The sequence below is a fragment of the Streptomyces capparidis genome (assembly GCF_054782095.1).
The window spans coordinates 33,327-54,917 of the sequence record NZ_BAAGTD010000047.1 but is presented as its reverse complement, the minus strand read 5'-3'; the positions used below and the strand labels follow the sequence as shown (position 1 = coordinate 54,917).

The 21,591-nt window shown below is 73.6% G+C and carries 19 protein-coding genes; 9 read left to right on the top strand and 10 right to left on the bottom strand.

From position 1 onward, the window contains the following. Positions 1–537: 537 nt before the first annotated feature. The 5 genes from ACYVO2_RS29550 to ACYVO2_RS29530 all read left to right on the top strand — a co-directional run bounded on the left by ACYVO2_RS29550 (position 538) and on the right by ACYVO2_RS29530 (position 4,148). Positions 538–834 (top strand): WXG100 family type VII secretion target, encoded by a 297-nt coding sequence (locus ACYVO2_RS29550; RefSeq protein ID WP_461011097.1) that lies wholly within the window; start codon positions 538–540, stop codon positions 832–834. A gap of 112 nt (positions 835–946) precedes the next feature. Next, on the top strand, positions 947–1,240 hold the full coding sequence (locus ACYVO2_RS29545; protein ID WP_461011096.1) for a hypothetical protein: 294 nt from the start codon (positions 947–949) through the stop codon (positions 1,238–1,240). Positions 1,241–1,297: 57 nt separating this feature from the next. Beyond that, complete coding sequence (locus tag ACYVO2_RS29540) at positions 1,298–2,671, top strand: Z-ring associated ZapG family protein (protein ID WP_461011095.1); 1,374 nt, start codon at positions 1,298–1,300, stop codon at positions 2,669–2,671. A 128-nt stretch (positions 2,672–2,799) separates the two neighbouring features. Next, positions 2,800–3,444: a hypothetical protein gene (locus tag ACYVO2_RS29535; protein ID WP_461011094.1), complete on the top strand. Its 645-nt coding sequence runs from the start codon at positions 2,800–2,802 to the stop codon at positions 3,442–3,444. Continuing rightward, positions 3,441–4,148 carry a hypothetical protein gene (locus ACYVO2_RS29530; RefSeq protein WP_461011093.1) on the top strand — a complete coding sequence of 236 codons (708 nt, stop codon included), beginning with the start codon at positions 3,441–3,443 and terminating at the stop codon, positions 4,146–4,148. The genes ACYVO2_RS29535 and ACYVO2_RS29530 overlap by 4 nt, the downstream gene beginning before the upstream one ends. A 40-nt stretch (positions 4,149–4,188) precedes the next feature. On the opposite strand, the gene ACYVO2_RS29525 is transcribed toward ACYVO2_RS29530, so the two are convergent. The 5 genes from ACYVO2_RS29525 to ACYVO2_RS29505 are packed head-to-tail and all read right to left on the bottom strand — an operon-like array spanning position 4,189 to position 12,574. Then, on the bottom strand, positions 4,189–5,682 hold the full coding sequence (locus ACYVO2_RS29525) for a serine/threonine protein kinase (protein WP_461011092.1): 1,494 nt from the start codon (positions 5,680–5,682) through the stop codon (positions 4,189–4,191). Between the two features lie 59 nt (positions 5,683–5,741). Next, on the bottom strand, positions 5,742–8,102 hold the full coding sequence (locus tag ACYVO2_RS29520) for a DUF3488 and transglutaminase-like domain-containing protein (protein ID WP_461011091.1): 2,361 nt from the start codon (positions 8,100–8,102) through the stop codon (positions 5,742–5,744). Beyond that, positions 8,099–9,250: a DUF58 domain-containing protein gene (locus ACYVO2_RS29515; protein ID WP_461011090.1), complete on the bottom strand. Its 1,152-nt coding sequence runs from the start codon at positions 9,248–9,250 to the stop codon at positions 8,099–8,101. Before ACYVO2_RS29515 ends, ACYVO2_RS29520 begins: the two co-directional genes overlap by 4 nt. After that, positions 9,250–10,245 carry an AAA family ATPase gene (locus ACYVO2_RS29510; RefSeq protein WP_461011089.1) on the bottom strand — a complete coding sequence of 332 codons (996 nt, stop codon included), beginning with the start codon at positions 10,243–10,245 and terminating at the stop codon, positions 9,250–9,252. Before ACYVO2_RS29510 ends, ACYVO2_RS29515 begins: the two co-directional genes overlap by 1 nt. A 34-nt stretch (positions 10,246–10,279) precedes the next feature. After that, the gene (locus tag ACYVO2_RS29505; protein WP_461011088.1) at positions 10,280–12,574 is read right to left on the bottom strand and encodes a fibronectin type III domain-containing protein; all 2,295 of its coding nucleotides are present in this window, start codon (positions 12,572–12,574) and stop codon (positions 10,280–10,282) included. A gap of 252 nt (positions 12,575–12,826) precedes the next feature. Here ACYVO2_RS29505 and mqnC point away from each other — a divergent pair, with 252 nt between their 5' ends. Together mqnC and ACYVO2_RS29495 are read left to right on the top strand one after the other, a co-directional pair. Further along, a complete protein-coding gene (mqnC, locus tag ACYVO2_RS29500; RefSeq protein ID WP_461011087.1) occupies positions 12,827–14,035 on the top strand; it encodes a cyclic dehypoxanthinyl futalosine synthase in 1,209 nt (402 codons plus the stop codon). Continuing rightward, entirely contained in the window at positions 14,035–14,478 is a 444-nt protein-coding gene (locus ACYVO2_RS29495) for an imidazolonepropionase-like domain-containing protein (RefSeq protein ID WP_461011086.1), read from the top strand. Before mqnC ends, ACYVO2_RS29495 begins: the two co-directional genes overlap by 1 nt. Positions 14,479–14,481: 3 nt before the next feature. Here the strand turns inward: ACYVO2_RS29495 and ACYVO2_RS29490 are convergent, their stop codons facing one another. The 4 genes from ACYVO2_RS29490 to ACYVO2_RS29475 form a co-directional block, all read right to left on the bottom strand. After that, positions 14,482–15,546, bottom strand: coding sequence for a questin oxidase family protein (locus tag ACYVO2_RS29490; RefSeq protein WP_461011085.1), 1,065 nt, complete (start codon positions 15,544–15,546; stop codon positions 14,482–14,484). Between the two features lie 86 nt (positions 15,547–15,632). Beyond that, entirely contained in the window at positions 15,633–16,223 is a 591-nt protein-coding gene (locus ACYVO2_RS29485; protein ID WP_461011084.1) for a hypothetical protein, read from the bottom strand. Positions 16,224–16,227: 4 nt separating this feature from the next. Continuing rightward, positions 16,228–18,492, bottom strand: a complete 2,265-nt coding sequence (locus ACYVO2_RS29480) for a hypothetical protein (RefSeq protein WP_461011083.1) — start codon at positions 18,490–18,492, stop codon at positions 16,228–16,230. A gap of 6 nt (positions 18,493–18,498) precedes the next feature. Next, the gene (locus ACYVO2_RS29475; protein WP_461011082.1) at positions 18,499–18,927 is read right to left on the bottom strand and encodes a type VII secretion target; all 429 of its coding nucleotides are present in this window, start codon (positions 18,925–18,927) and stop codon (positions 18,499–18,501) included. Between the two features lie 62 nt (positions 18,928–18,989). On the opposite strand from ACYVO2_RS29475, the gene ACYVO2_RS29470 reads away from it, so the two are divergent. Next, positions 18,990–19,685, top strand: a complete 696-nt coding sequence (locus ACYVO2_RS29470; RefSeq protein ID WP_461011081.1) for a demethylmenaquinone methyltransferase — start codon at positions 18,990–18,992, stop codon at positions 19,683–19,685. 149 nt (positions 19,686–19,834) lie between these two features. After that, the gene (locus tag ACYVO2_RS29465; protein WP_461011080.1) at positions 19,835–21,121 is read left to right on the top strand and encodes a geranylgeranyl reductase family protein; all 1,287 of its coding nucleotides are present in this window, start codon (positions 19,835–19,837) and stop codon (positions 21,119–21,121) included. A gap of 60 nt (positions 21,122–21,181) precedes the next feature. On the opposite strand, the gene ACYVO2_RS29460 is transcribed toward ACYVO2_RS29465, so the two are convergent. After that, a complete protein-coding gene (locus tag ACYVO2_RS29460) occupies positions 21,182–21,559 on the bottom strand; it encodes a hypothetical protein (protein ID WP_461011079.1) in 378 nt (125 codons plus the stop codon). Positions 21,560–21,591 lie beyond the last annotated feature (32 nt).

Genomic DNA, 21,591 nt, shown 5'->3' with positions numbered 1-21,591 from the left:
TGCCCTCCCCCTGGGCGGAAGCGCCCCGGTGGCGGGGCGCACGATGCTGCTCGGTGATGTTCGCGCCGCGTGCGGTCCTCGGCGGCCCCGTGGCGACCACCACATCATGCATCAGGCCGCCGCCACCGGGCTCGGGCCTGTGGACAACCGGGCCGCGCCGCCTGTGGACAACCGCCCCGCACCCGGCCCGGACAGGCACCCCGTCACCCACACGGGCGTTTGTCGCCGCGCTCCGGAACCAACTCCGCCGCGCCGTTCGTCTCCTCCGGCAGTCCGGTGCGACGTGCGCCCCGGCACGGGTCCCGACGGGCCCGCGCCGGGGGCGCGCCGCAGGTGCGGGCGTCGGGCGGCGGTTCACCGTTTCTCCGCGAACGGGCGGTGCGGCCGCCGCGGACCCCGTCCTAAGCTGTCGCAACGGATCATCACGGCGGTGTCGTCACGACGAGTCGTCACCAGGGTCGTCACGGCGGTGTCGCGGTGGTCGCACAGGAGCCACGGGGGAAGGCCCTGCGGCAAGGTCATGGGAAGGTTTCGGGCATGTCAAACGTAAACGTCACTTACCAGGACATGCGGGACGCGGGCAAGCGGCTCCGTGACGGGCAGGCCGAGATCGAGCAGAAGCTGGCCGACCTGAAGAAGCTGGTCAACGGCCTGGTGAACGGCGGCTACGTGACGGACCGCTCGTCCAAGGCGTTCGACCAGTCCTACGAGGAGTTCAACGAGGGCGCCAGGAAGACGATCGAGGGCCTGGACGGCATGGGCCAGTTCCTGGAGAGCGCCGCGAACGCGTTCCAGCAGGCGGACGAGGAGCTGGCCAAGGGCCTGGGCAAGTAGGGATCCTGGAGCGCGGGACCGGCAGCGGTCCCGCGCGCATTCCGGATGGGACACCGCCGGAGCCGGCCCGCCGCCAGGGCGGGCCGGCTCCGGCCACGGGGGAGGAGACACGGTGGGCGACAGGGACCTCTGCGTCGACTACAGCGTTCTGGAGAAGTCCAAGACCGACCTGACCACCATCAAGAACGAGTTCGACAACGCCTCCAGGCACAAGGACGCGGTGCGCGGCTCCCTCGGCTCGGGCGAGGTCGCCTCGGCCATGGACGAGTTCGTCGACAACTGGGACTACCACCGCAAGGACCTGCTGGAGAGCATCGGGGCGCTCCTGAAGATGGTCGAGGAGACGATCAACACCTTCCGGGACACCGACCAGAAGCTCGCGGACAACGTCAGCGGCAAGAAGTGACAGGCGCCCGTAAGGGCGCGCGGGGCCGACCCACCGCACGAGGCAACAAGGAGACCCATGGGCAGGCCGACCGACTGGCAGCCGCTGGCGAGCAGTGACCCGGTTCCGGGAGACGCGCAGGCCGTCGCGGACGAAGCCCTCCGCATGAGCAGGGTGGCGGGCACCATCCGCGAGCAGGTGGACCGGCTGCGCACGATCGCCAGGGCCACCAACCTCGTAGGCAAGTACAAGGACAAGATCTGCGACTCGGCGGACGAGCTCGCGGGCATGCTGGACAAGACCGCCGGCCGCTACCAGGAGGTGTCCGGCCACCTCAGCGCCTGGGCGAACGAGCTGAGGTACGCGCAGGACGAGTCGGTCAAGGCACTCAACGAGGCCAAGGCCGCGGACGACAGGCTCCAGCAGCTCGGCCCGGCGCCGCAGCGGAAGCCGGACGACCCGCCGCCCACCAAGGCGGAGCGGGACGCGGAGGAGAGCCGCAAGCGCGCCGAGGGCGCGGCCAACGGCCAACTTGAGGCCGCCAGGCACCGGCTGAACAACGCCGTCAACCACCGCGACACCAAGGAGGGCGAGTACGCGGCGAAGATCCGCAAGTCGATCGACGACGACGTCGCCGACAGTTGGTGGGAGGACCGCTGGCAGGGCGTCGACGCGTTCATCGACAAGCACGCGGACAAGATCAAGGTCCTGCTCGACGCCATCAGCATCGTCGTGACGGTCCTCGGCGTGATCGCCATGTTCGTCCCCGGCCTCAACCTCATCGTGCTCGGCCTCGGCGCCCTCGTCGTGGCGGGCAGACTGCTGCTGTACGCCACCGGCAACGCCAGCCTGAAGGAAGTCCTGATGGACGCGGCCGGGCTGCTCCTGTTCGGCGTGGGCAAGGCGGGCATGCGGATGCTGCGCGGCGCGGGCGTCGCCGCCAGGAACACGGCGAAGGCCTCCCGGGCCTCGAGGATCGCCACCAACAAGGCGAGCACCAGGGCGGAGCGCATGGCACTCGCCAGGAAGGCGAGCGACCCCAGGACCTCCGCCGCCGCCAGGCGGGGCGCGCAGAAGCGGCTCGCCGAGCTGAAGAAGTCCCACAAGAAGGGCGTGCCCAGCCTCCCCAGGAACGAGGTGCCCAAGGTGGGCCGCCTCGGCCGGATCCTCAACCAGAACGACACCGAGGGCCTGGAGTGGATGCGCTGGGTCGGCAAGCACGCCCAGAAGTTCCCCGAGGTCGCCACGGGCAAGGCGTACCTGGGCTACAGCGCCTCCGTGGGCACGGCCTGGACCGGCCTCGGCCTGGACGCCATGGACAAGATCATGGGCAAGAGCGACCTGTCGGCGTACCTCAGCGAGCAGCACGGCTGGGCGCAGAAGCCGTACGACGAGGGGTACACGGAGTGGAAGGAGGAGTCCTGGAAGGCTCCCGTCGAAGCGTCCTGGTGACGCCGTCGCCGTGACGCCCCGGCCCGCCCCCGGCGGGCCGGCCCCGGCCCGGCGCCCGCCGCCGTCAGGCGGCCGCCGCGTCCGCACACCCACCGCCCACCCGGCAGCGATCGGAAGCGCACCCGTCCATGTCCGTGCAGCCCCACCCCACCGAGTCCCTCCCGCACACCGCCCCGCCCACCGGCTACACCCTCATGCTCCCGCCCGGCTGGGAGCGGGTGCCGCTGCGCGAGGGCACCGACGAAGCGGTCAAGAAGATCGTCGACGAGGCGGTCCGCGGCCTGCCCGACGACGTCCCGCGCGACAAGCTGACCGCCGCCCGGATGGAGCTGACCAAGCGCCTGCGCGGCTCCGTCAGACAGGCCAGGGACAACGCGGGCCTGGACCTGTACCTGCCCGTCAGGGAGATCCACGGCACGGTGGTGCCCGCCTCGTTCCTGGTGGCCGAGTTCTCCCTCACCTCCGTGGTGCCGCTGAACCCGGCCCGGGTCGCCGAGCGGATCCTCGGCACCACCGAGAACGCGGAGGAGACCACCGTGGACGGCGCGAGCGGGCTGCGCGTCGACCGGATCGGCAGACCCCACATCAAGCAGGAGATCGAGCACGCCTCCCGGCGCGTGGAGTACGTGCTGCCGGTGCCCAGGGACCCGGAGCGCTGGGTGGTCGTCGGCTTCGGCACGGTCGCGGACGGCGACCCGAGCGGCGAGTTCGCCGACGCCCTCGTCGAGCTGTTCGACGCCGTCATGACGACCTTCCGCTGGAGGCGGCCGTGAGCTGGATCGACGTCGACTACGACGAGGACAAGTGGCTGTGGATGCCCACCTCCTGGGGGCGGGACGAGCCGTTCGACAGCCCCAAGGACTGGGCGCGCGTCTACGCCGACGCCCTGTGGGAGCTCCAGGAGGAGGAGCCCGCGGACGAGGTCGTGGTGGAGGACCTGGAGCGGGCGCTGGCCATGCTCGCCGAGCGGATCACCGAGGCGCTCCCCCGCAAGACCCCCTACCTCAACTCCGTCTACTGCTACGTGCCCGACCCGCGCCGGCTGCCGCTGCCCCTGTACGTGCAGGTGTGGCCCATCGAGGGAACCCGTGAGCAGCGCCTGCGCGAGATCGTGCGCGCCGACGACGACGAGGCGGTGGAGAAGCCGATCGTGGAGCCGTTCCCCACCGAGCACCTGGGCGACGGCCTGCGGGCGGTGCGGTACTTCACCGACCCCGCGGAAGGGGAGCTGGCCTGCTCCCTCAACTACGCCTGGCGGCTGGAGGAGCACGGCTTCGACCTGCACCTGTGGAGCGTCACGGGCCACCTCGGGTGGCTGGCGGTGGCCATGGACGACTTCGACGACCTGGCCCGCACGGTACGGGTGCGCGACGACGGCGAACGCGACGCGGCCGCCGCGGCCGTCCCGGCGTATGACGACGAGGCCGAGGACGAGGCCGGCGGGGAAGAGCGGGGTGACGGGGGCCGGGCGCGCTGAGCCCGGCGAGCGGCGCGGGGCCGGGCGCCCCCGCGCCGCGTCACCCGTCCTTCCCGCCCTCCCCGCACACCTGCTCCGCCGGGGCCAGCTTCAGCTCCTCGTTCTCCGTGGCCACCGTCGCGATCACCAGGTAGCAGGTGTCGGAGGCCACCGGGGGCTTGGTGAAGACGACTTGCAGCTCGTCCTTCGTGGTGCTCTTCGTGGACAGCGTCCTGCCGTCGGGGGAGACCGCCGAGACGACGTAGCCCGCCACCGCGGCCTCGTTCCTCGGCGCCTGCCAGGTGACCTGGACGCTGCTGTCCACCGCGGCCAGGGAGATGCCCCCCGGCCGCAGGTTCGGCAGGTCCTTCGCCGGGACCTGCTGGGCGGCGGCGCCCTGGCCGGGGGAGGACGACGGCTTCGCCTTCGGCTCCTCCCCGTCCCCGCCCCGGGTGAGCGCGATCGCCGTGGCCGCGCCCGCGAACAGCACCAGCGCGGTGGTGGCCGCCAGGATCCGGTTGCGGTTGCGCCTGCGGATCGCCGCCTCCGCCTCGGAGCTGATCCGGTCGGCGTCCTCGCCCGCGGCGTCCCGCTCCAGCAGGGCGTCCTCGGCCGGGTCCCAGCCGGGGAGCGGCGGCTCGGGCGCCGGCTCGGGCTCCAGGGACGGCACCCGGGCGGCGAGGGCCGGCGGCACCAGGCCGCGCAGCACCCGGTGCACCTCGGTGAGCGGCGGCCGGCCCTCCGCCTGCGGCGACATCATCCGGGCCAGCAGGTCGAGCAGCGGCGGCGGCACATCGTGGCGGCCGGGGTGCGGCAGCTCGCCGGAGAGCACCCGCCGGTACAGCTCCGCCCACCCCCGCGGGACCGCGTCCGCGTGCGGGGGCCGCCCGGTGAGCAGCGTGTACAGGGTGGCGCCCAGCGCGTACACGTCCGCGGCGGGCCCCGGCGCCTCCCAGCCGAACATCTCCCGCGCGGCGAACAGCGGGTCGAACACCACGCCGAGCTCGGGCGCGCACCGCTGGAAGACCCGGGTCACCCCGTGCCCGGCCAGCAGCGCGTCGCCGTGCTCGTCGTACAGGACGTTGCCGGGCCGCACGTCCAGGTGCAGCACCCCGGCGCGGTGCGAGGCGTGCAGCGCCAGGGCGAGCCGCACCCCGACGATCAGCACCTCCTCGACCGGGAACGCCCCGGAGGCGGCCAGCCTCCCCTCCGCGGTGCCGCCCCGGCAGAACCGCATCACCTGGTATGCCCGCCGGTCCTCGGTGAACCCCGCGTCCTCCACCGTCACCGCGCACGGGTGCCCGGCGGCGGCGCCCGCGGCGAGCAGCTCAGAGTGGGCGGCCAGGCGCCTCGAGCTGCTGGCCACGGTGAAGTCCGCGACCTTCACCGCCACCTCGTGGCCGGTGGCCTCCTCCAGGCACAGGTGGACCGTGGCGTACCTGCCCTGCCCGACGGTGCGCAGCAGCCGGTAGCCGGCGGGCAGCGAGGGCGCGCCCGCGCCGGGGTACGGACCGGGGCCCGGACCGGGCGCGTGGGCGGTGCCGGGCACGTTCACTGCGACTCCTGCCGTGGTGGTGGGTGGGGTGGGGGGAAACTCGGGCACCGGCACGTGGATCACCGCCGCCGCAGCGCCCGCGGGTGCAGGGTACGGCGCACCCGTTCGCGCCGGGACACCGAGCGCAGCACCACCCGCTCGACGGCGTCGCAGTGCTGCCACGCCGCGTCCGCCGCGCCCGGGTCGGGGCGCCGGCCCGCGTACCCGACTTCGTTGACCAGCCGCGCCAGCGCGGGCAGGTGCTCGCCGGCGGCCCCGCCGACCCGTCCCGCGCCGAACGCGGCGACCTCGGTGGCGGTGTGCGCGGACGTCGGCGGCAGCCCGATCTCGGTGAGCCGCTCCACGATCTGCTCCCAGGCGCCCAGCACCCGGCCCGCCGGGTCGGCCGCGCCCCGCCGCCGGGCGCGCCTGCGCCGCGGCAGCCACAGCGCGTACAGCACGTACCCGGCGGTGAGCAGCACCACCGCCAGCGGCGGGTACACCCACACCGGCGGCCCGCCGTCGCCCCCGCCGCCGCCCGGCGCGGCCCGCGCGGAGTCCCGCTGCGGCGGGGTCGAGGTGCGCGGGGCCTCCTCGATCTGCTCGTCCACCTTCTCCCGCTCCTTGGGCTGGCCCGCGGGCGCCACCGAGGTGCCCTCCTTCGCGGCCTTGCCCGGGGTCGGGTAGAACGGCACCCAGCCGATCCCCTCGAACCGCACCTCCGGCCAGGCCAGCGCGTCCGCCCCGGTGACCTGCCGCACCCCGCCCTCGGCCGTGCCGGAGCGGAACCCGACCGCGACCCGCGCGGGCAGCCCGAGCGAGCGGGCCAGCACCGCGAAGGAGGCGGCGAACTGCTCGGAGGTGCCGCGCCTGCCCTCGGTGAGGAAGAACTCCAGGTTGCGGTAGGTGTGCCCGGAGACCGCGTTCGGGTCGAACCGGTAGTTGCCGCGCAGCCAGTCGGCGAGGCGGACCGCCTGCTGGTACGGGTAGGTGGCGCCCCGCGTGGCCTCGGCGGCCAGCTCCCGGAAGGTCTCGACGGCCGGGATCGGCTGGCCGTCGGCGTCGACGCGGGGCAGTTCGGCGGCGGCCGGGTCGTCCGCGGTCCGCGCGGTCTGGAGGCGCCCCACGTCGTAGACGGGCAGCCCCGACACGGCCGTGTAGGTCAGGCCCGCGTTGGCCCTGGCGCCGGTGGAGCCGTCCGCGCCGGTGGCCAGCACACCGCTGAGCGGGTCCACGAAGAACTCGGTGCCGGACGGGGCGTCCACGGACCGGGCCCGGTCGGCGGCGGGCAGCCAGATGCCGGGCAGGTCGCGGATGGTGAACGTCTGGGTGACCCGGCGGCGCCCGCCCGGGTCGGCGCCGTCCTCCTCGGGCACCCGGCCGCCGGAGCGGGCCAGCTCGGCGCCCGAGGTCCAGGTGGCGCCGTCGTACCGGTCCAGCACGGCGAGCCGCCAGTTGGCGTCGGCCGCGCCCGCGCCCTCGGCGCGCACCGTGAACAGCTCGGTCTGCGGCTGCCGCAGCCACGCCGCCACATGGTCCAGGGGGCTGGTGGTCTCCGGGTGGCGCACCGGGGTCTCGACGTCGTCGCGCAGATCGAGCGGCTGCCGCCCGTCCAGGCCCGGCGCGTGGGGGCCGAGCAGCCCCGCCAGCACGGCCAGCACCCCGGCGAGCGGCAGCGCGACGGCGAGCCCGCGCGCCCCGGAGGCCGCGGCCCGGGAGCGCACCAGTACCAGCAGCGCGGCGAACGCCACCAGCGCCGCGGCCTGCGGCGTGTTGGACCCCGGCCCGTCCACGCCCAGCACCAGCGGCACACCGAACGCCAGCACCGCGGGCACCGCGGGCAGCAGCGCCGCCCGGGTGCGCAGCGCGAGCTCCGCCGCGGTGAACGCGGCCAGCCACACCACGGCGTGCGGCAGCACCAGCAGCGCGGCCTCGTCCGGCACCGGCAGGATCGTGCTGAGGATCGCGTGCGGGGCGTCCAGCGGCGACGACCACACGGCGCGCAGCGCGTCCGGGGTCGGCAGCGGCCCGCCGTCCTCCCGGAACAGGGTGGCGCACACCACCGCGAGCCACGCCACCACCGTCACCAGCAGCGAGGGCCACAGCGGCGCCGGGCGCCCCTTGCGCGTGACCAGACCGGACAGCAGCAGCGACAGCACCAGCGGCGCCGCCACCGCCACCGCGAGCACCGGCAGCAGCGCGGAGGTCTCGAACACCCGGTGGAAGGCGGACCCGGCGGTGGCCACCAGGCCCGCCACGGGCAGCAGCGACCACAGCCGGCGCGCCCGCGTCAGGGTGCGCTCCCCCCGCTCCCGGGCCGGATCGGGCCGCCGGGGCGCGGGCGCGGTCGGCCGGGGCGGCGCCCACGACGGGCCGTCGTAGCCGCTCCCGGTGAACGCCGCGGGCCGGGCGGGCCGCGCGGTCCTGGCCGGCGCCGTCATCGCACGGCCTCCCAGCGCCAGCCCGCGAGCAGCGCGTCCAGGCCCGCGACGTGCAACTGCGGCACGTCCACCGCCACGCCCTGCCCGGGGCCCGCCTCCTGGGAGCCCGCGCGCAGCACCACCACCCGCTCGAACCGCCGCCGCACCCGCCCCAGCGCCGCCAGGCCCCCGGTGTCGCCGGTGCCCGTCACCACCGTCAGCGAGCCGCCGCCGCGGGACTGCTCCAGGTCGTCGAACGCCGCCGCGGCCGACTCCTTCGCGGAGGGCCGCACCAGCGCCAGCCGGTCCAGGACCGCGTCCGCGTCGCTGCCCGAGCCGTCCGTGTGCAGCAGCGCGCCCGCCTCCGACACCAGGTGCACGGGGAAGTTGGAGCGGGCCGCCGCGTACGCGATCGACGCGGCGCAGTCCACGGCCAGCTCGAAGTCGTCCTCGTCGCGGTAGGCCACGGCACGGGTGTCCAGCACGATCGTGGTGTGCGGCAGGGACACGTCCACCATCTGCCGCACCATCAGCGTCCCCGTCCGCGCGGACGAGCGCCAGTGCACCCGCCGCAGGTCGTCGCCGAGCACGTACTCGCGCAGCGCGTGGAACGTCAGCGAGCCGTCGTCCGCCGTGTCCGACGTCGGCCCCTCCACATGGTGCGCCTTGCCCGACGGCAGCACCGGCAGCAGGCAGACCCGCGGGCGCACCACCAGCGTGTCCGCGCCGCCGTACGCCCGCACCCGCCGGGCCAGGCCCAGCGGGTCGGTGCGCTCCAGACGCAGCGGGCCCACCGGGATCCGGCCGCGCCGCGACGTCGGCAGCGCGTACCGCACCTCGTGCGACTCCCCGGGCCGCAGCACGGGCACGTCCACGGCGAGCGCCACGTCCCCGCACCGGTCGGCGGCCCGCAGGCCCCTGCGGGTGCGGCCGCCGGAGTTGGTCAGCGTCACCACGCCGTCCGCGTCGTCGCCGCGCGACACCTTCCGGGGCGCGATCCGCCGGCGCGCGGCCAGGTCGGGGCGCGGCGCCGTCCACACCAGCGCCACCACCACCGCCAGCAGGCACGCCGCCCCCAGCACCACGGGCTCGCCGTAGCCGAGCCCGTACCCCGCCCCCGTCAGCGCCACCCCGCCGACCAGCACCCCCCAGCCAGTCGCGGAGAGCATCAGACCCGGGCCCCGGCCTGCGGCACCGGCACGGTGGCCAGCACCTCGGCGACCACGTCCGCGCCCGTCCGCCCGCTCAGCTCCGCCTCGGGAGTGAGGATCAGCCGGTGCGCCAGCACCGGCCCGGCCAGCGCCTTGACGTCCTCCGGGAGCGCGTACGCCCGCCCCTGCGACGCCGCGCGCACCCGCACGGCCCGCAGCAGCGCCACCGAGCCGCGCGGGCTCGCGCCCAGACGGACGTCCGGCAATTGCCGGGTGGCGGCCACCACCCGCACCACGTAGTCGTACAGCGGCTCCGCGACCTGCACCTGGCCCGCGACCTGGATGAACTCCGAGATGTGCTGCGCCGTCGCGATCGTGGACAGCGCCTCGGGCGAGGCGCCGCCGGCGGCGCCGGTGAGGACGGCCACCTCCGAGGCGTGGTCCGGGTAGCCGACCGTCACCCGCATCAGGAACCGGTCCAACTGCGCCTCGGGCAGCGGGTAGGTGCCGCCCATGTCCACGGAGTTCTGGGTGGCGATCACCATGAACGGGCGCGGCACCGGGTGGGTCTTGCCGTCGGCGGTGACGCGACGCTCCTCCATCACCTCCAGCAGCGCCGACTGCGTCTTCGGGGAGGCGCGGTTGATCTCGTCGCCGAGCACCACGTTGGCGAAGACCGGGCCGGGCAGGAACTCGAAGGTGCCGGTGTTCTGCCGGTAGATCGTCACGCCCGTGATGTCGGACGGCAGCAGGTCCGGGGTGAACTGCACCCGGTGCCAGGTGGCCTCGATGGACGCGGCCAGGCACCGGGCCAGGGTGGTCTTGCCGGTGCCGGGCACGTCCTCGATGAGCAGGTGGCCCTCGGAGAACAGGCAGGTCAGGGCGAGCTCGACGACGTCGCGCTTGCCCTTCACCACGCGCTCGACGTTGTCGCCGAGCGCGTGGAAGCACTGCGCGAACAGGCCGATGGCATCACCGGCGGGGTACTGGGGGTGCTGGGGCGGGACGGTCACGGTGCTGCTGCTCTCGTGTGAAGGCGGCTGGGGCTCATTCGCATTCCCAGACGTCGGGGTTGGTGCGGGAGTCCAGGTAGATGTCGGCGACGTAGCCGGTGGTGCCGTTGTAGGTGATGCGGGCCCACACGTTGCTGCTGACGCCGCTGTACTCGTGGGTCTCGGTGGTGCCCGTGGTCTTGCAGTACACGGTCACCGGCGGGCTGCTGTTGCCCGGGATCGTGCCCGCCCGGCCCCCGGCCTGGGTGCTGGGCTGGTTGCGGATGGCGAGCACCTCGGCGTCGTTGTCGTTGTGCGCGATGTTCATCGTCCTGGTCGGCGGCGTGGTGTCCGCGGTGCCGCTCACGGACGCGCCGCCGCCCGCCTCGTTGTTGCTGGCGACCGTGATCGCGTACTGTCTGCCGTTGCTCAGGCCGGTGATCCGCAGGCCGGTCTCACTGGTCTGCCGGCTGCCGCCCGGCCACGTGACCGTGTAGGTGAGGGTGCCGCTCGCGTTCGCCGGGGGCTGCCAGGCGACGTCCGCGGCCTTGCCGCCCTGCGGGATCACGATGTTCAGCCCCTGCGGCGCAGACGGCGCGGTGCAGGGCATGACCGGCGCCGACGCGCCCGACTCCCGGGTCTCGCCGCCCTCGAACTCGGCGATCACGATGAAGCTGTACTCGGCACCGCACGACAGGCCGCTCACCTGGAACTGGAACGGGCCGTCGGCGGCCACCCGCGCCGGCGCCACCCGGGCACCGGCCGGCGCGCCGTTCAGCCGGTAGCCCGTCGGCCTCAGGGTGCCCGAGGACGGGGAGAAGCTGATCGTGACGGAGCCGTTGCCGGCCTGGGCCTGCGGGGTGCCCGGCGGGGACGGCTGCGGCTCGGGCGTGGCCGGGGTGGACGGCTCGGGGTCCTTCGGCCGCTCCGGCTTCTTCTCGGGCTCCTTCGGGCCCTCCGGCTTCTCCGGCTTCTTCTCCGGTTCCTTCTCCGGCTCCTCGGGCTTCTCCGGCGTCTCCGGCACATCCGGCACCACCGGCGTCTCCGGGACCGGGTCGTTCGGTGTGTTGTCCTTCGCCGGGGGCGTGTCCTTCTCGGGCTTCTTCGCCGACGGGACGTCGTCCTTGTACTTGCCGATGCGGTTGACGTCACCCGACGGCTTGATGACCGCGGCGGCCGAGTTGTCCTGGTCGTTCACCCACAGCAGGCCGTTGCGGACGAACAGCTCCAGCTCGCCCGGCTCGCCGGTCACCTCGATCGGCTGCTCCAGCGCCGAGTCGGCGGTGTCGTACACCTTCAGGGTGCCGTTCTCGTCCGGCACGTACACCTTGGTGCCCAGCACCTGCGGCGCGCCGTAGCCGCGCTCGGCGCGGCCGAGCACCGCGGTCCTCGGCTGCCCGCCGGTGACGTCGATGAGCGCCATCTGCCCGCTGCGGGAGGCCAGCACCGGCACCACGGCGCCGTCGGTGGTGTGCGGCACCAGCACCGTCTCGGGGGACGCGTCGTCCACGAACGACGGCAGGTTGACCCGCAGCCCGGGGCCGTGCGCCGCCAGCACCGTCATCCGCGCGGCCGAGGTGTCGGTGACCACCGGCTGCCCGTTGGCCAGGGTGAGCTCCAGGTTGGCGCCCGGCTCGGCGACGGTCAGCGGGGTGCCGCGCTTCCCGCCGGGGAACGGGACGACCTTGCCCTCGGTGGGCTCGGGCACCCACAGCGTGCCCCTGGGGTCCACCACGGCCCGGCCCAGCGGCTTCGCGCCGAGGTCCACCGGGGCGCCGATGGGGGAGGTGCGCACCGGGTCGATCCGCTGCACCGTGCCCTTGACCGGGTTCACCACGTACGCGAACGAGCCGCCCGCGACCAACTGGAGGTCGCTGGAGCTGTAGTCGGTGGACTGCTCCGCCGTGAGCTGCGCCGGGTCGATCCGGACGACCTTGCCGGTCTTCTTGTCCAGCACCAGAACGGTCTTGCCGTCCTGCGAGACGGACACCGGGTTCTTGCCCGTCGGCAGATCGACCTTGCCGTCCACCTCGCCGGTCAGGCCGTTGGCGTGCGCGGCCGAGCCCTTCTGCGAACTGCTCAGCCAGGCGCCCACGTCGGCGAGCTCGGGCACCGAGCCCGAGGTGCCGACACCGACGGCGACGGACGTGCCGATCAGGGCGCCCACCGCGCCCAGCGCGACGTACCCGGTGCCGCGGCTGCGGGTCGGCCGCACGGCGGTCCACGCCGCGGACAGCGCGGTGAGCGCGCGCCGCCTCACCCGCACGCCCCGGGCGGGTCCGGCGCCGGGCGCCGGCTCCTCCACGAGCCTGCGCGGACGCAGGCCGGGCGTGCCGTTCTCCCCCGTCATGTGGTGCTCCCTGTCGCGTGTTCCATGCCCCCGGGCGCCGTCTCGGCGCACTCCTGGCGTTGCGCGGTCGGTCAACTGAGCAGGTTAGCCGCCGTCCGGTCGGCGTGTCGCGCCCGAGCGCGGGGCTGTGACACGGGCGTGACGTGCCCGGGACCGGTGGGGTGGAAGGGGACCGGGAGGGTGCGCGGAGGGCTGGCGTAGGCTGGCCGGGACACGTCGGAGCACTCGGGCCACGAGGGAAGGACACCCCAGGTGACAGCGCAGGTTTCCACCCCCGACGACCTGCGGTCCGTGCTGGACCGGGCCGCCTCGGGCGGCCGGATCACCCCCGACGAGGCGCTCGAACTGTACCGGCGGGCACCGCTGCACGCCCTCGGCGCGGCGGCCGACGCCGCGCGCCGCCGCCGGTACGCCGGGACCGAGCACATCGCGACGTACATCATCGAGCGCAACATCAACTACACGAACGTGTGCGTGACGGCGTGCAAGTTCTGCGCCTTCTACGCCCCGCCCAAGAGCGACAAGGGCTGGACCCGGGACTTGGACGACATCCTGCGGCGCTGCGCGGAGACCGTCGAGCTCGGCGGCACCCAGATCATGTTCCAGGGCGGCCACCACCCCGACTACGGCGTCGAGTACTACGAACGCCACTTCCGCGCCATCAAGGACGCGTTCCCCCAGTTGGTGATCCACTCCCTGGGCGCGTCCGAGGTCGAGCACATGGCCCGGATCTCCGGCGTCACCGCCGAGGAGGCCATCCGCCGCCTGCGCGACGCCGGGCTCGACTCCTTCGCCGGCGCGGGCGCAGAGCTGCTGCCGGAGCGGCCCCGCAAGGCCATCGCCCCGCTGAAGGAGTCCGGCGAGCGCTGGCTGGAGATCATGGAGCTCGCGCACCGGCTCGGCGTGGAGTCCACCACGACGATGCTCATGGGCACCGGCGAGACCAACGCCGAGCGCATCGAGCACCTGCGGATGATCCGCGACGTGCAGGACCGCACCGGCGGCTTCCGCGCCTTCATCCCGTACACCTACCAGCCGGAGAACAACCACCTGAAGGGCCGCACCCAGGCCACGCTCTTCGAGTACCTGCGGATCATCGCCGTCGCCCGGCTGTTCCTGGACAACGTCGCCCACATCCAGGGCTCCTGGCTGACCGTCGGCAAGGAGGCCGGGCAGTTGTCCCTGCACTACGGCGCCGACGACCTGGGCTCGGTGATGCTGGAGGAGAACGTGGTGTCCTCCGCCGGGGCCAGGCACCGCTCCAACCGGATGGAGCTGCTGCACCTCATCCGCGCCGCGGGCCGCGTCCCGGCGCAGCGCTCCACCACCTACCAGCACCTCGTGGTGCACGACGACCCCGCCCACGACCCCGTCGACGACCAGGTCGTCTCCCACCTGTCGTCCACCGCGCTGGACGGCGGCACCGCCCACCCGGAGCTGAAGCTCATCGACGCGCCCTGATGCTCACCATCCACGCGGCCGACCAGGTGCGCACGGCGGACGGGCCCGCCGCGGGCGGCGCCGTCCTGGTCGACGGCGACCGGATCACCGCCGTCGGGCCCGTGGACGAGCTGGCCGGGGCGCACCCGCGGGCCCGGGTGCGGCGGTGGCCCGGGGTGCTGGTCCCCGGGCTCGTCCACACGGGGCCGCTGCCCGCGGCGCCCACCCCGAGGGAGCGGGTCCACGCGCTGCTGCGGGCCGGGCGCACCGCCGTCCTCGCCTCCTGCGTCGCCTCCGACGAGGAGCTGCGCTCCGCCGTGGCCCGCGCCGGCCTCACCGTGCTGCCCGCGCCCGGCCCGCGCACCCTGGCCGCCGGCGCGCGCGCCGACTTCGCCGTGCTCGACGCCGGCGACGCGTGCGTGGCCACGGTGCTGGCCGGACGCCTCGTCCACCGCAGGGCCTGACCGTCACTCCTCCGGCACGATCAGCTCCACCCCGCGCAGCCCCGCCGCCAGCGCCCGCACATCACCGCGGCGCTCGAACACCTCCACCGCGGTGTCCGCGAGCTTGATGGCGTGCGCGTCGCCGTGCCGGACCGCGCGGGCCACCAGCTCCCCGGGGTCACCGGCCGCCGCGGTCAGCCGCCGCTCCTCCGCCGCGGAGACCGCCTCGGCCGGGGTGTACGCCGCCGTCACCGCGGCGCAGGCCGCCCACGCCGCCCGCAGGCTCGGCTCCCACATCTCCTCCGGAAGCGCGGGCAGCGTCCGCAGCACCGCGGTCGGCGCGGTCGCGGCGTGCACCAGCATCACCTCCTCGCCGTGCCCGAACCGCAGATAGCGCACCGTCGCCGCATCGGCCACCCCGGCCAGCAGCTCCCGCGCCTGCCCCGGCGTGGCCGCCGGCCGCAGCCCGCCGAGCGCCTCCGGCCACCCCGGGAGCCCCTCCAACTGGGGCAGCCGGTGCAGGATCCCCCCGGACTGGTCCGGCACCGGCGGCACCCCGTCCAGCGCCAGGTCCGGCTCCGCCGTCCCGCCCGGCGCCGCCGCCCCCGGCACGGCCTGCCACCGCGCCGCCCAGTAGCCCAGCGCCTGCCCAAGCTCCGCCACCCGCGGCCCGCTCTCCCCGTCCCGCAGCAGCACCCGCACCGCGTGCCCCGTCCGGATCACCCCGTGCGTGGCGCCCGCCGCGATCCCCGGCAGCAGCCGCGGCCACCAGGTGCGCAGCACCTCCCGCCAGGGCCGCTCCGCCGTCTCCACCCGGAAGAGCTCCAGCCACTCCGGCAGCCGCCCCGGATCGCCCAGCGCCTGCCGCCACTCCCGGGCGTCCACCGGCACCCGGGCCCGCGGCAGCTCCTCCAGCCGATCGGTGTAGGCGTCCACCCAGGAGTGCACCCGCGGGCCGAACCCGTGGCGCACCATCGACTCCACCGCCATCGGCGCGTGATTGGACAACCACCCCCGGAACTCCGGTCCGGTGGCATGCAGCCGCTCGAGGGCCTCGTCAAGGATTCCGGTGCGCTCCACATCACTCATGGCCCCACGCTAGGACGCCCCCCACCCCCCGGCATCGGCCCCACGACGTGTCCCCCCGGCACCCCGGACGTAGGTCCCAGGACCGACTACGGCTCCGCCACCCCACCACCCCCGGGACAGCCGAGCGCTTCGGCCACGCGGTGGGAGAGGTCTTGGAGGACGGTCATCTGGTTCTCGATGCGGTTGCTGTCGCGGTAGGTGGGCAGGCCGTAGGCGAGGCGTCCCCGGACGACGGCTCCCTTTCCGCAGGAGAAGTAGACCTCCGCCGACCGTGCATACGACAGCGCCCGAAGCCCGACCCCGGGGAAGGAACGGACATCCCACGCCTCACCCTCGGACTCGGGAGGAGCCCTCTTCACCTCTCTGAATGTCACATAAGCCGTGGTGCGCTTCTCCTTCCCCTCCTCGGCGAGGATGAAGGCACACAAGCGATGCGTGGCTGCGCCGTCTCGGAAGCTCCTGGCGAACTTCTCGACATCGCCGGTGGACGACTCGGCAAACCGATCCCCGCCGGCGAGCTCTCTGAGCGCGTTGGCAGCCTTCTGCGACAGTCCGCCGCACACCTCTTCCGCTGGTATGCCTTCCTTGCTGCTGCTGCACGAGGAAACGGCCACGGCTACCAGCGCGGAAGCGCAGACGGCCGACACCAGGGCTGGCGAGTTCGCCTTGAAAGACATCCGATCAGTCCGTGTCCGATTGGTCGAGCGCGTTCTGTCCGTCGTTGTAGCGCCCCTCGACGTCCAGAGATTGCAGCCATGGGCTTTCGCTGGGCAGGTCGAGGGCCTGGATATAGGCGTCAGCCGGGGCCATCGCCGCCCTTCTGCCTTCCTCCAAGAATTCCCTCTTCTCCATGCTTTCCTTTTGGTTGAAGTTGGCCGCGTTCTGTTCGAGCTTGCGGTCGATGTCGATGCCGAGCTTGGTGTCCAACGCTCCCATCACCGTGTCGGCGGCCGCCGGAACGGCGAACGCGACTGCCGCCGACGTGGTGGGCCCTCCGAAGGGCGCAGTCGCCAGCCCCGCCGTGACACCCAGTCCCGTGCCGATGCCGAACTTCTTCCACTCCGCCGCTTCTGCGAGCTTTCGGTTGGCTTGTTCTGTCATTGCGCCGTATGTTTCATCGATGTCGTTGATGCGGGCCTGGTCGAGGATGCCGTGGACCTTCGCTCCGGTTTCGATGAGACAGGCGGTACTCGCGTCGGGCTGAAGGTGTGCCTTCAACCCGTTCACCGTGTATGTCTGCTGGGCGGCCGAGAGGATCTCGTAAGCGCCCTCCTGTTTACCCACCGCCTCCAGGAACGCGATGGCGGTTTCGTGCTTCAGATTCACGTGGCTGGCTGCTTCGTCGCCTCGTTCGCCCTGCCCGGGCAGGGCGAACGCGCTGGCGCGCACGTCCTGGTCGTGGGAAGCGTCACCGAAGTTGGACGCGGCCCAGTTCAAGTCGTCGAGATAACCCGCCCCGATCCTGGCCAGGCTCTCGCTGATCTCCGGCCTGCTGCTGACGAACGTCATGTCCGAGGTGACGGTGCTGATGATGTGCCTGGCGATGTCAGCGGTGGCGGGGTCTCGCCGATGCCCGAGTTCTTGCTGGTCGTACGGTACTCCCAGGGTGGCGGCTTCGAGTGCGTGACCCAACTCTCCATACCCGAAGCCACTTTCCTTTCCCTTTTCCGAGACGGCGTCGCCCGGCCACTGCCGTTCTTCCAGCAGATACTTCAGTTCCGGGTCGATCTTCTCATCCGAATGGAAGAACTCCTTGGCCGCCTCCGGATTGTGCCCCAGCGCCTCCATGAAGCCCGCCATGGGGTCGTTGCCCCAGTCCTCGCCGCCCCGGTTCAGGTAGGAGCGCTCGCCGGTCGGGTTCCAGAAGTCGCCGATCTTGCCCTTGCCTCCGGTCTGATCCCTCTCGAAGGCGATCAATTTGCTGCCGTAGTCCTTCAGGAACTCCGTCTCGTAGGTCCCGTATCGCATCAGGCTGCTCATCACCTGGAATCCGTACGACCCCACCGCCCGGTTGCTCCGCGTGTCCATGGACACCGACCGCTGCTCGCCGAGCTCGATCATCTCCCGCTTCCACCCCCGCATCGCCCCGCTCTCCGAGTGCGTGGCCGTGGCCAGGGTGAAGCCGAGGGAGCGTTGGAGGCGTTCGAGGGTGGTGCGGCGGGAGTCGGGCAGGTGCTCCTTGTCGGCGACGCTCCGCCAGAAGTCCAGGGTGCCCGCCGCCCCGGTCCTCGTGGCGAACAGCTCCGCGAAGTACGGGTCGCCCTCGTGGGTGGACAGCAGCTTGTTGAGGCGGGCCAACTGCCGGTCGCTCGCGCCGTCGCCGAGGCGGAGGAGTTCGGTGGCGGCCCGCGCGTCCTCGCGGGCGGTGCGGCGGCCCCGCTCCGCGGCCTCCAGGCTGGAGAACGCGCCCGGGTCGAAGCCCTTGCGGCGGCCGTTGCCGTCCTGGGTGAGCGCCCAGTGCAGCGCGGTGTCGGCGTCCGCGGCGTCGTCCAGGACGCGCTGGATGCGCTCCTGGTAGGCGCGGACGGTGTCCTGGTGGCTCTTGACGAGCGCCGCCGTGTGCCCGTCCGCGTCGGCGGGCGGGTGGTAGGAGACCTGGCCCTCGGCGGAGAGCCGCAGGTGCTCGTTGGCCGCGATGTCGGCCTCCACGTCCTTCAGGCGCCGCTGGACGTCGCGCAGGGTGCGCAGGGCGTCGTCCAGCAGGCGGTGGACGTCCCTGGCCTCGTCGGCGGCGGCCTTCAGCTCCTTCTCGACGGTGTCGAACCTCCGGAAGGCCGCGTCGGCCGCCTTGCCCTCCCAGTCGGAGTCGCGCAGCCCCTTGGCCACGTCGTTCCTGAAGGACTCGGCGACCGTGTCGAACTGCCCAGGCAGGTTGCGCCACTTGGCGACGGCCTCGGACAGCGGGGTCAGGTCGGCGTCGCGGACCGTGCGGTAGCCGAGGGTCATCGCGGTTCAGATCCTCGGCTCGTTGAGGTTGCCGCCCTGCGCGGCGTCCTCGGCGGTGAAGTCGGTCGCCGCCGCGCGCAGCGCCCCGGCGACGCCCTCCTCCAGCACGCTGAGCAGGTGGGACATCTGGCCCTGCCACCGGGTGCGGAAGGTGTCGAAGGCGGCGGCCGACGCGAAGCCCTTCAGGCCGTCCGGCACCTGCTCGGTCTCCTTCATCGCGGCGTCGTCGGCCTTGGCGAGGTTGGCGCGCACCCGGTCGGCGTGCTCCGCGCGCTTCGTCAGCACGCCCGCCGTCACCTTCAGCCTCTCCCCGCCGCCCCCGCCGCCCGCCTGGTTGAGGCGGGTCCCGATCCGCTCGCGCGCGGCCTCGTCGCGGATCCGCGCCCACTCCTGCTCGAACGACACGCTGCTCCCCGATCGTGGTCGGACGTTCACCCGCTGTGAGGGTAGCGCCCGCCCCCGGTCCCCGCGGAAGGGCGGGGTGGGACAATGGCGCCGTGACCCGAGCCTCCCTGGACAAGCAGCCGCAGGAAGTCGCCGCGATGTTCGACGACGTGGCGGCGAAGTACGACATCGCCAACGACGTGCTGTCGCTGGGCCAGACCCGGCTGTGGCGGCGGGCCGTGGCCGAGGCCGTGGCGGCGCGGCCGGGGGAGCGGGTGCTGGACCTGGGCGCGGGGACGGGCACCTCCTCGCTGCCGTTCGCGGAGGCGGGGGCGCGGGTGGTGTCCTGCGACTTCTCGCTGGGGATGCTGCGGGAGGGCCGGCGCCGGTACCCGGGGCTGCGGTTCGCCGCGGGCGACGCGACCCGGCTGCCGTTCCGGGACGGCGCGTTCGACGCGGTGACGATCTCCTTCGCGCTGCGGAACGTGCAGGACACCGACGCGGCGCTGGCCGAGATGCTGCGGGTGACCCGCCCGGGCGGTCGGCTGGTGGTGTGCGAGTTCAGCAGCCCGGTGTGGGCGCCGTTCCGCACCGTCTACACCGAGTACCTGATGCGGGCGCTGCCGGCGGTGGCGAGGTCGGTCAGCAGCAGCCCGGACGCCTATGTGTACCTGGCGGAGTCGATCCGGGCCTGGCCCGACCAGCCGGCGCTGGCCCGCCGGATCGGGGACGCGGGCTGGGGGAGGGCGGCCTGGCGCAACCTCAGCGGCGGGATCGTGGCGCTGCACCGGGCGGTGCGGCCCGAGTAGGGCCGGGCGGGGGCAGGCAGGGCGCGGCGGGCGGGGGCAGGCAGGGCGCGGCGGGTGGCCGGTGACGGCGGGGGAATAAACTTCCTGGGAACTGTCCTGCGCCGGTCTGGTCCGGACCGTCGCCCAGCCTTCCTGCGGGAGATGCGAACGTGACCGACACCCCTGCGTCCGAGCACACTGCCGATGTGATCGTCGTCGGCGCGGGCCCGGCGGGTTCCGCCACCGCCTATCACCTGGCCAGGGCCGGGCTGGACGTCCTGCTGCTGGAGAAGACGGCGTTCCCGCGCGAGAAGGTGTGCGGCGACGGGCTCACCCCGCGCGCCGTGAAGCAGTTGGTGGCGATGGGCGTGGACGTCTCGCCCGAGGCCGGGTGGCTGCGCAACAAGGGCCTGAGGGTCATCGCGGGCGGCATGCGCCTGGAGATGGACTGGCCGGAGCTGTCCGCGTTCCCCGAGTACGGCCTGGTCCGCAAGCGCGCCGACTTCGACGAGATCCTGGCTCGCCAGGCGCAGAAGGCGGGCGCGCGCCTGCACGAGCGGTGCAACGTCACCGAGCCGGTCCTGGACGACCGCACGGGCCGGATCACCGGGGTGCGGGCGAAGCTGGGCGAGGAGAAGACGCCGGTCGTCTTCCACGCGCCGCTGGTGGTGGCCGCCGACGGCAACTCCACCCGGCTGTCGCTGGGCATGGGCCTGCACCGCCGCGACGACCGGCCGATGGGCGTGGCCGTCCGCACCTACTTCGAGAGCCCCCGCCACGAGGACGACTACCTGGAGTCCTGGCTGGAGCTGTGGGACCGCCGCGACGGGCAGGAGCGGCTGCTGCCCGGCTACGGCTGGGTGTTCGGCATGGGCGACGGGACGGCGAACGTGGGGCTCGGGGTGCTCAACACCTCCTCGTCGTTCAAGGAGCTGGACTGGCGGGAGGTGCTGCGGGCCTGGTGCGCGTCCACGCCGGAGGACTGGAACTTCGACGAGGAGCACATGACGGGCCCGATCCGCGGCGCGGCCCTGCCGATGGCGTTCAACCGCCAGCCGCACTACGGCCGCGGGCTGCTGCTGGTCGGCGACGCGGGCGGCATGGTCAACCCGTTCAACGGCGAGGGCATCGCCTACGCCATGGAGTCCGGGCAGATCGCCGCCGAGGTGATCACCCAGGCGCACGCCCGCGCCACGGCGGCACAGCGCGAGCTGGCCCTCCAGGCGTACCCGCGGACCCTGAAGGAGACCTACGGCGGGTACTACAACCTGGGCCGCGCGTTCGTGAAGCTCATCGGGAACCCCACGGTCATGCGCCTGTGCACCCAGCGCGGGCTCACCCACCCCACCCTGATGCGGTTCACCCTCAAGCTCCTGGCGAACCTGACGGACCCGCGGGGCGGGGACGCGATGGACCGGGTGATCAACGGGCTGTCGAAGGTGACGCCGCGGGCGTGAGGCGCGCGGAGTCACCTCCGCCCGTCGCCCCTCCTGGGCGACGGGCGGACACCGCGCGCCTTACGCGATCCTCAGTCTGCGCGCCCCGGCCGGGGGTCGCTGCGCCCCCGCGGTCAGGGCGAGCAGGGAGCGTCGGAAAGCGTGGGTGGAGACGGCGTGCTGGGCGGCGGTCGGCTTGTTCAGCGCGTCGAGGACGAACAGGAGGGAGTCGCGGTTCTTGCCCACGGCGCCGAGGCGGACCGTGGTCAGCTCGGGCCTGTAGATGACCAGCGTCTTCCACTCGTCCGGCCACAGCTGCACCTGCGGGAAGGTCTCCAGATCGCGCCCGCGGAGCCGTTCGCAGACCGCCCGCAGGCGCTCGATCCGCAACCGTTCCCGCTCCTCCAGGACCCGGATCGTCAAGTTGCTGACGACGACCGCACCCCCTCCCTGCTCCACTTTCTCCTCAAGTGCGGCCAAAGTGCTGCCGC

What these genes read in the sequence shown, in the direction of transcription:
- ACYVO2_RS29520 (WP_461011091.1), bottom strand. Translation starts at nt 8,102, where the DNA reads ATGACGGCGCCGGCCAGGACCGCGCGGCCCGCCCGGCCCGCGGCGTTC.
- ACYVO2_RS29485 (WP_461011084.1), bottom strand. Translation starts at nt 16,223, where the DNA reads ATGTCTTTCAAGGCGAACTCGCCAGCCCTGGTGTCGGCCGTCTGCGCT.
- ACYVO2_RS29490 (WP_461011085.1), bottom strand. Translation starts at nt 15,546, where the DNA reads ATGAGTGATGTGGAGCGCACCGGAATCCTTGACGAGGCCCTCGAGCGG.
- ACYVO2_RS29540 (WP_461011095.1), top strand. Translation starts at nt 1,298, where the DNA reads ATGGGCAGGCCGACCGACTGGCAGCCGCTGGCGAGCAGTGACCCGGTT.
- ACYVO2_RS29480 (WP_461011083.1), bottom strand. Translation starts at nt 18,492, where the DNA reads ATGACCCTCGGCTACCGCACGGTCCGCGACGCCGACCTGACCCCGCTG.
- ACYVO2_RS29505 (WP_461011088.1), bottom strand. Translation starts at nt 12,574, where the DNA reads ATGACGGGGGAGAACGGCACGCCCGGCCTGCGTCCGCGCAGGCTCGTG.
- ACYVO2_RS29495 (WP_461011086.1), top strand. Translation starts at nt 14,035, where the DNA reads ATGCTCACCATCCACGCGGCCGACCAGGTGCGCACGGCGGACGGGCCC.
- ACYVO2_RS29535 (WP_461011094.1), top strand. Translation starts at nt 2,800, where the DNA reads ATGTCCGTGCAGCCCCACCCCACCGAGTCCCTCCCGCACACCGCCCCG.
- ACYVO2_RS29515 (WP_461011090.1), bottom strand. Translation starts at nt 9,250, where the DNA reads ATGCTCTCCGCGACTGGCTGGGGGGTGCTGGTCGGCGGGGTGGCGCTG.
- ACYVO2_RS29550 (WP_461011097.1), top strand. Translation starts at nt 538, where the DNA reads ATGTCAAACGTAAACGTCACTTACCAGGACATGCGGGACGCGGGCAAG.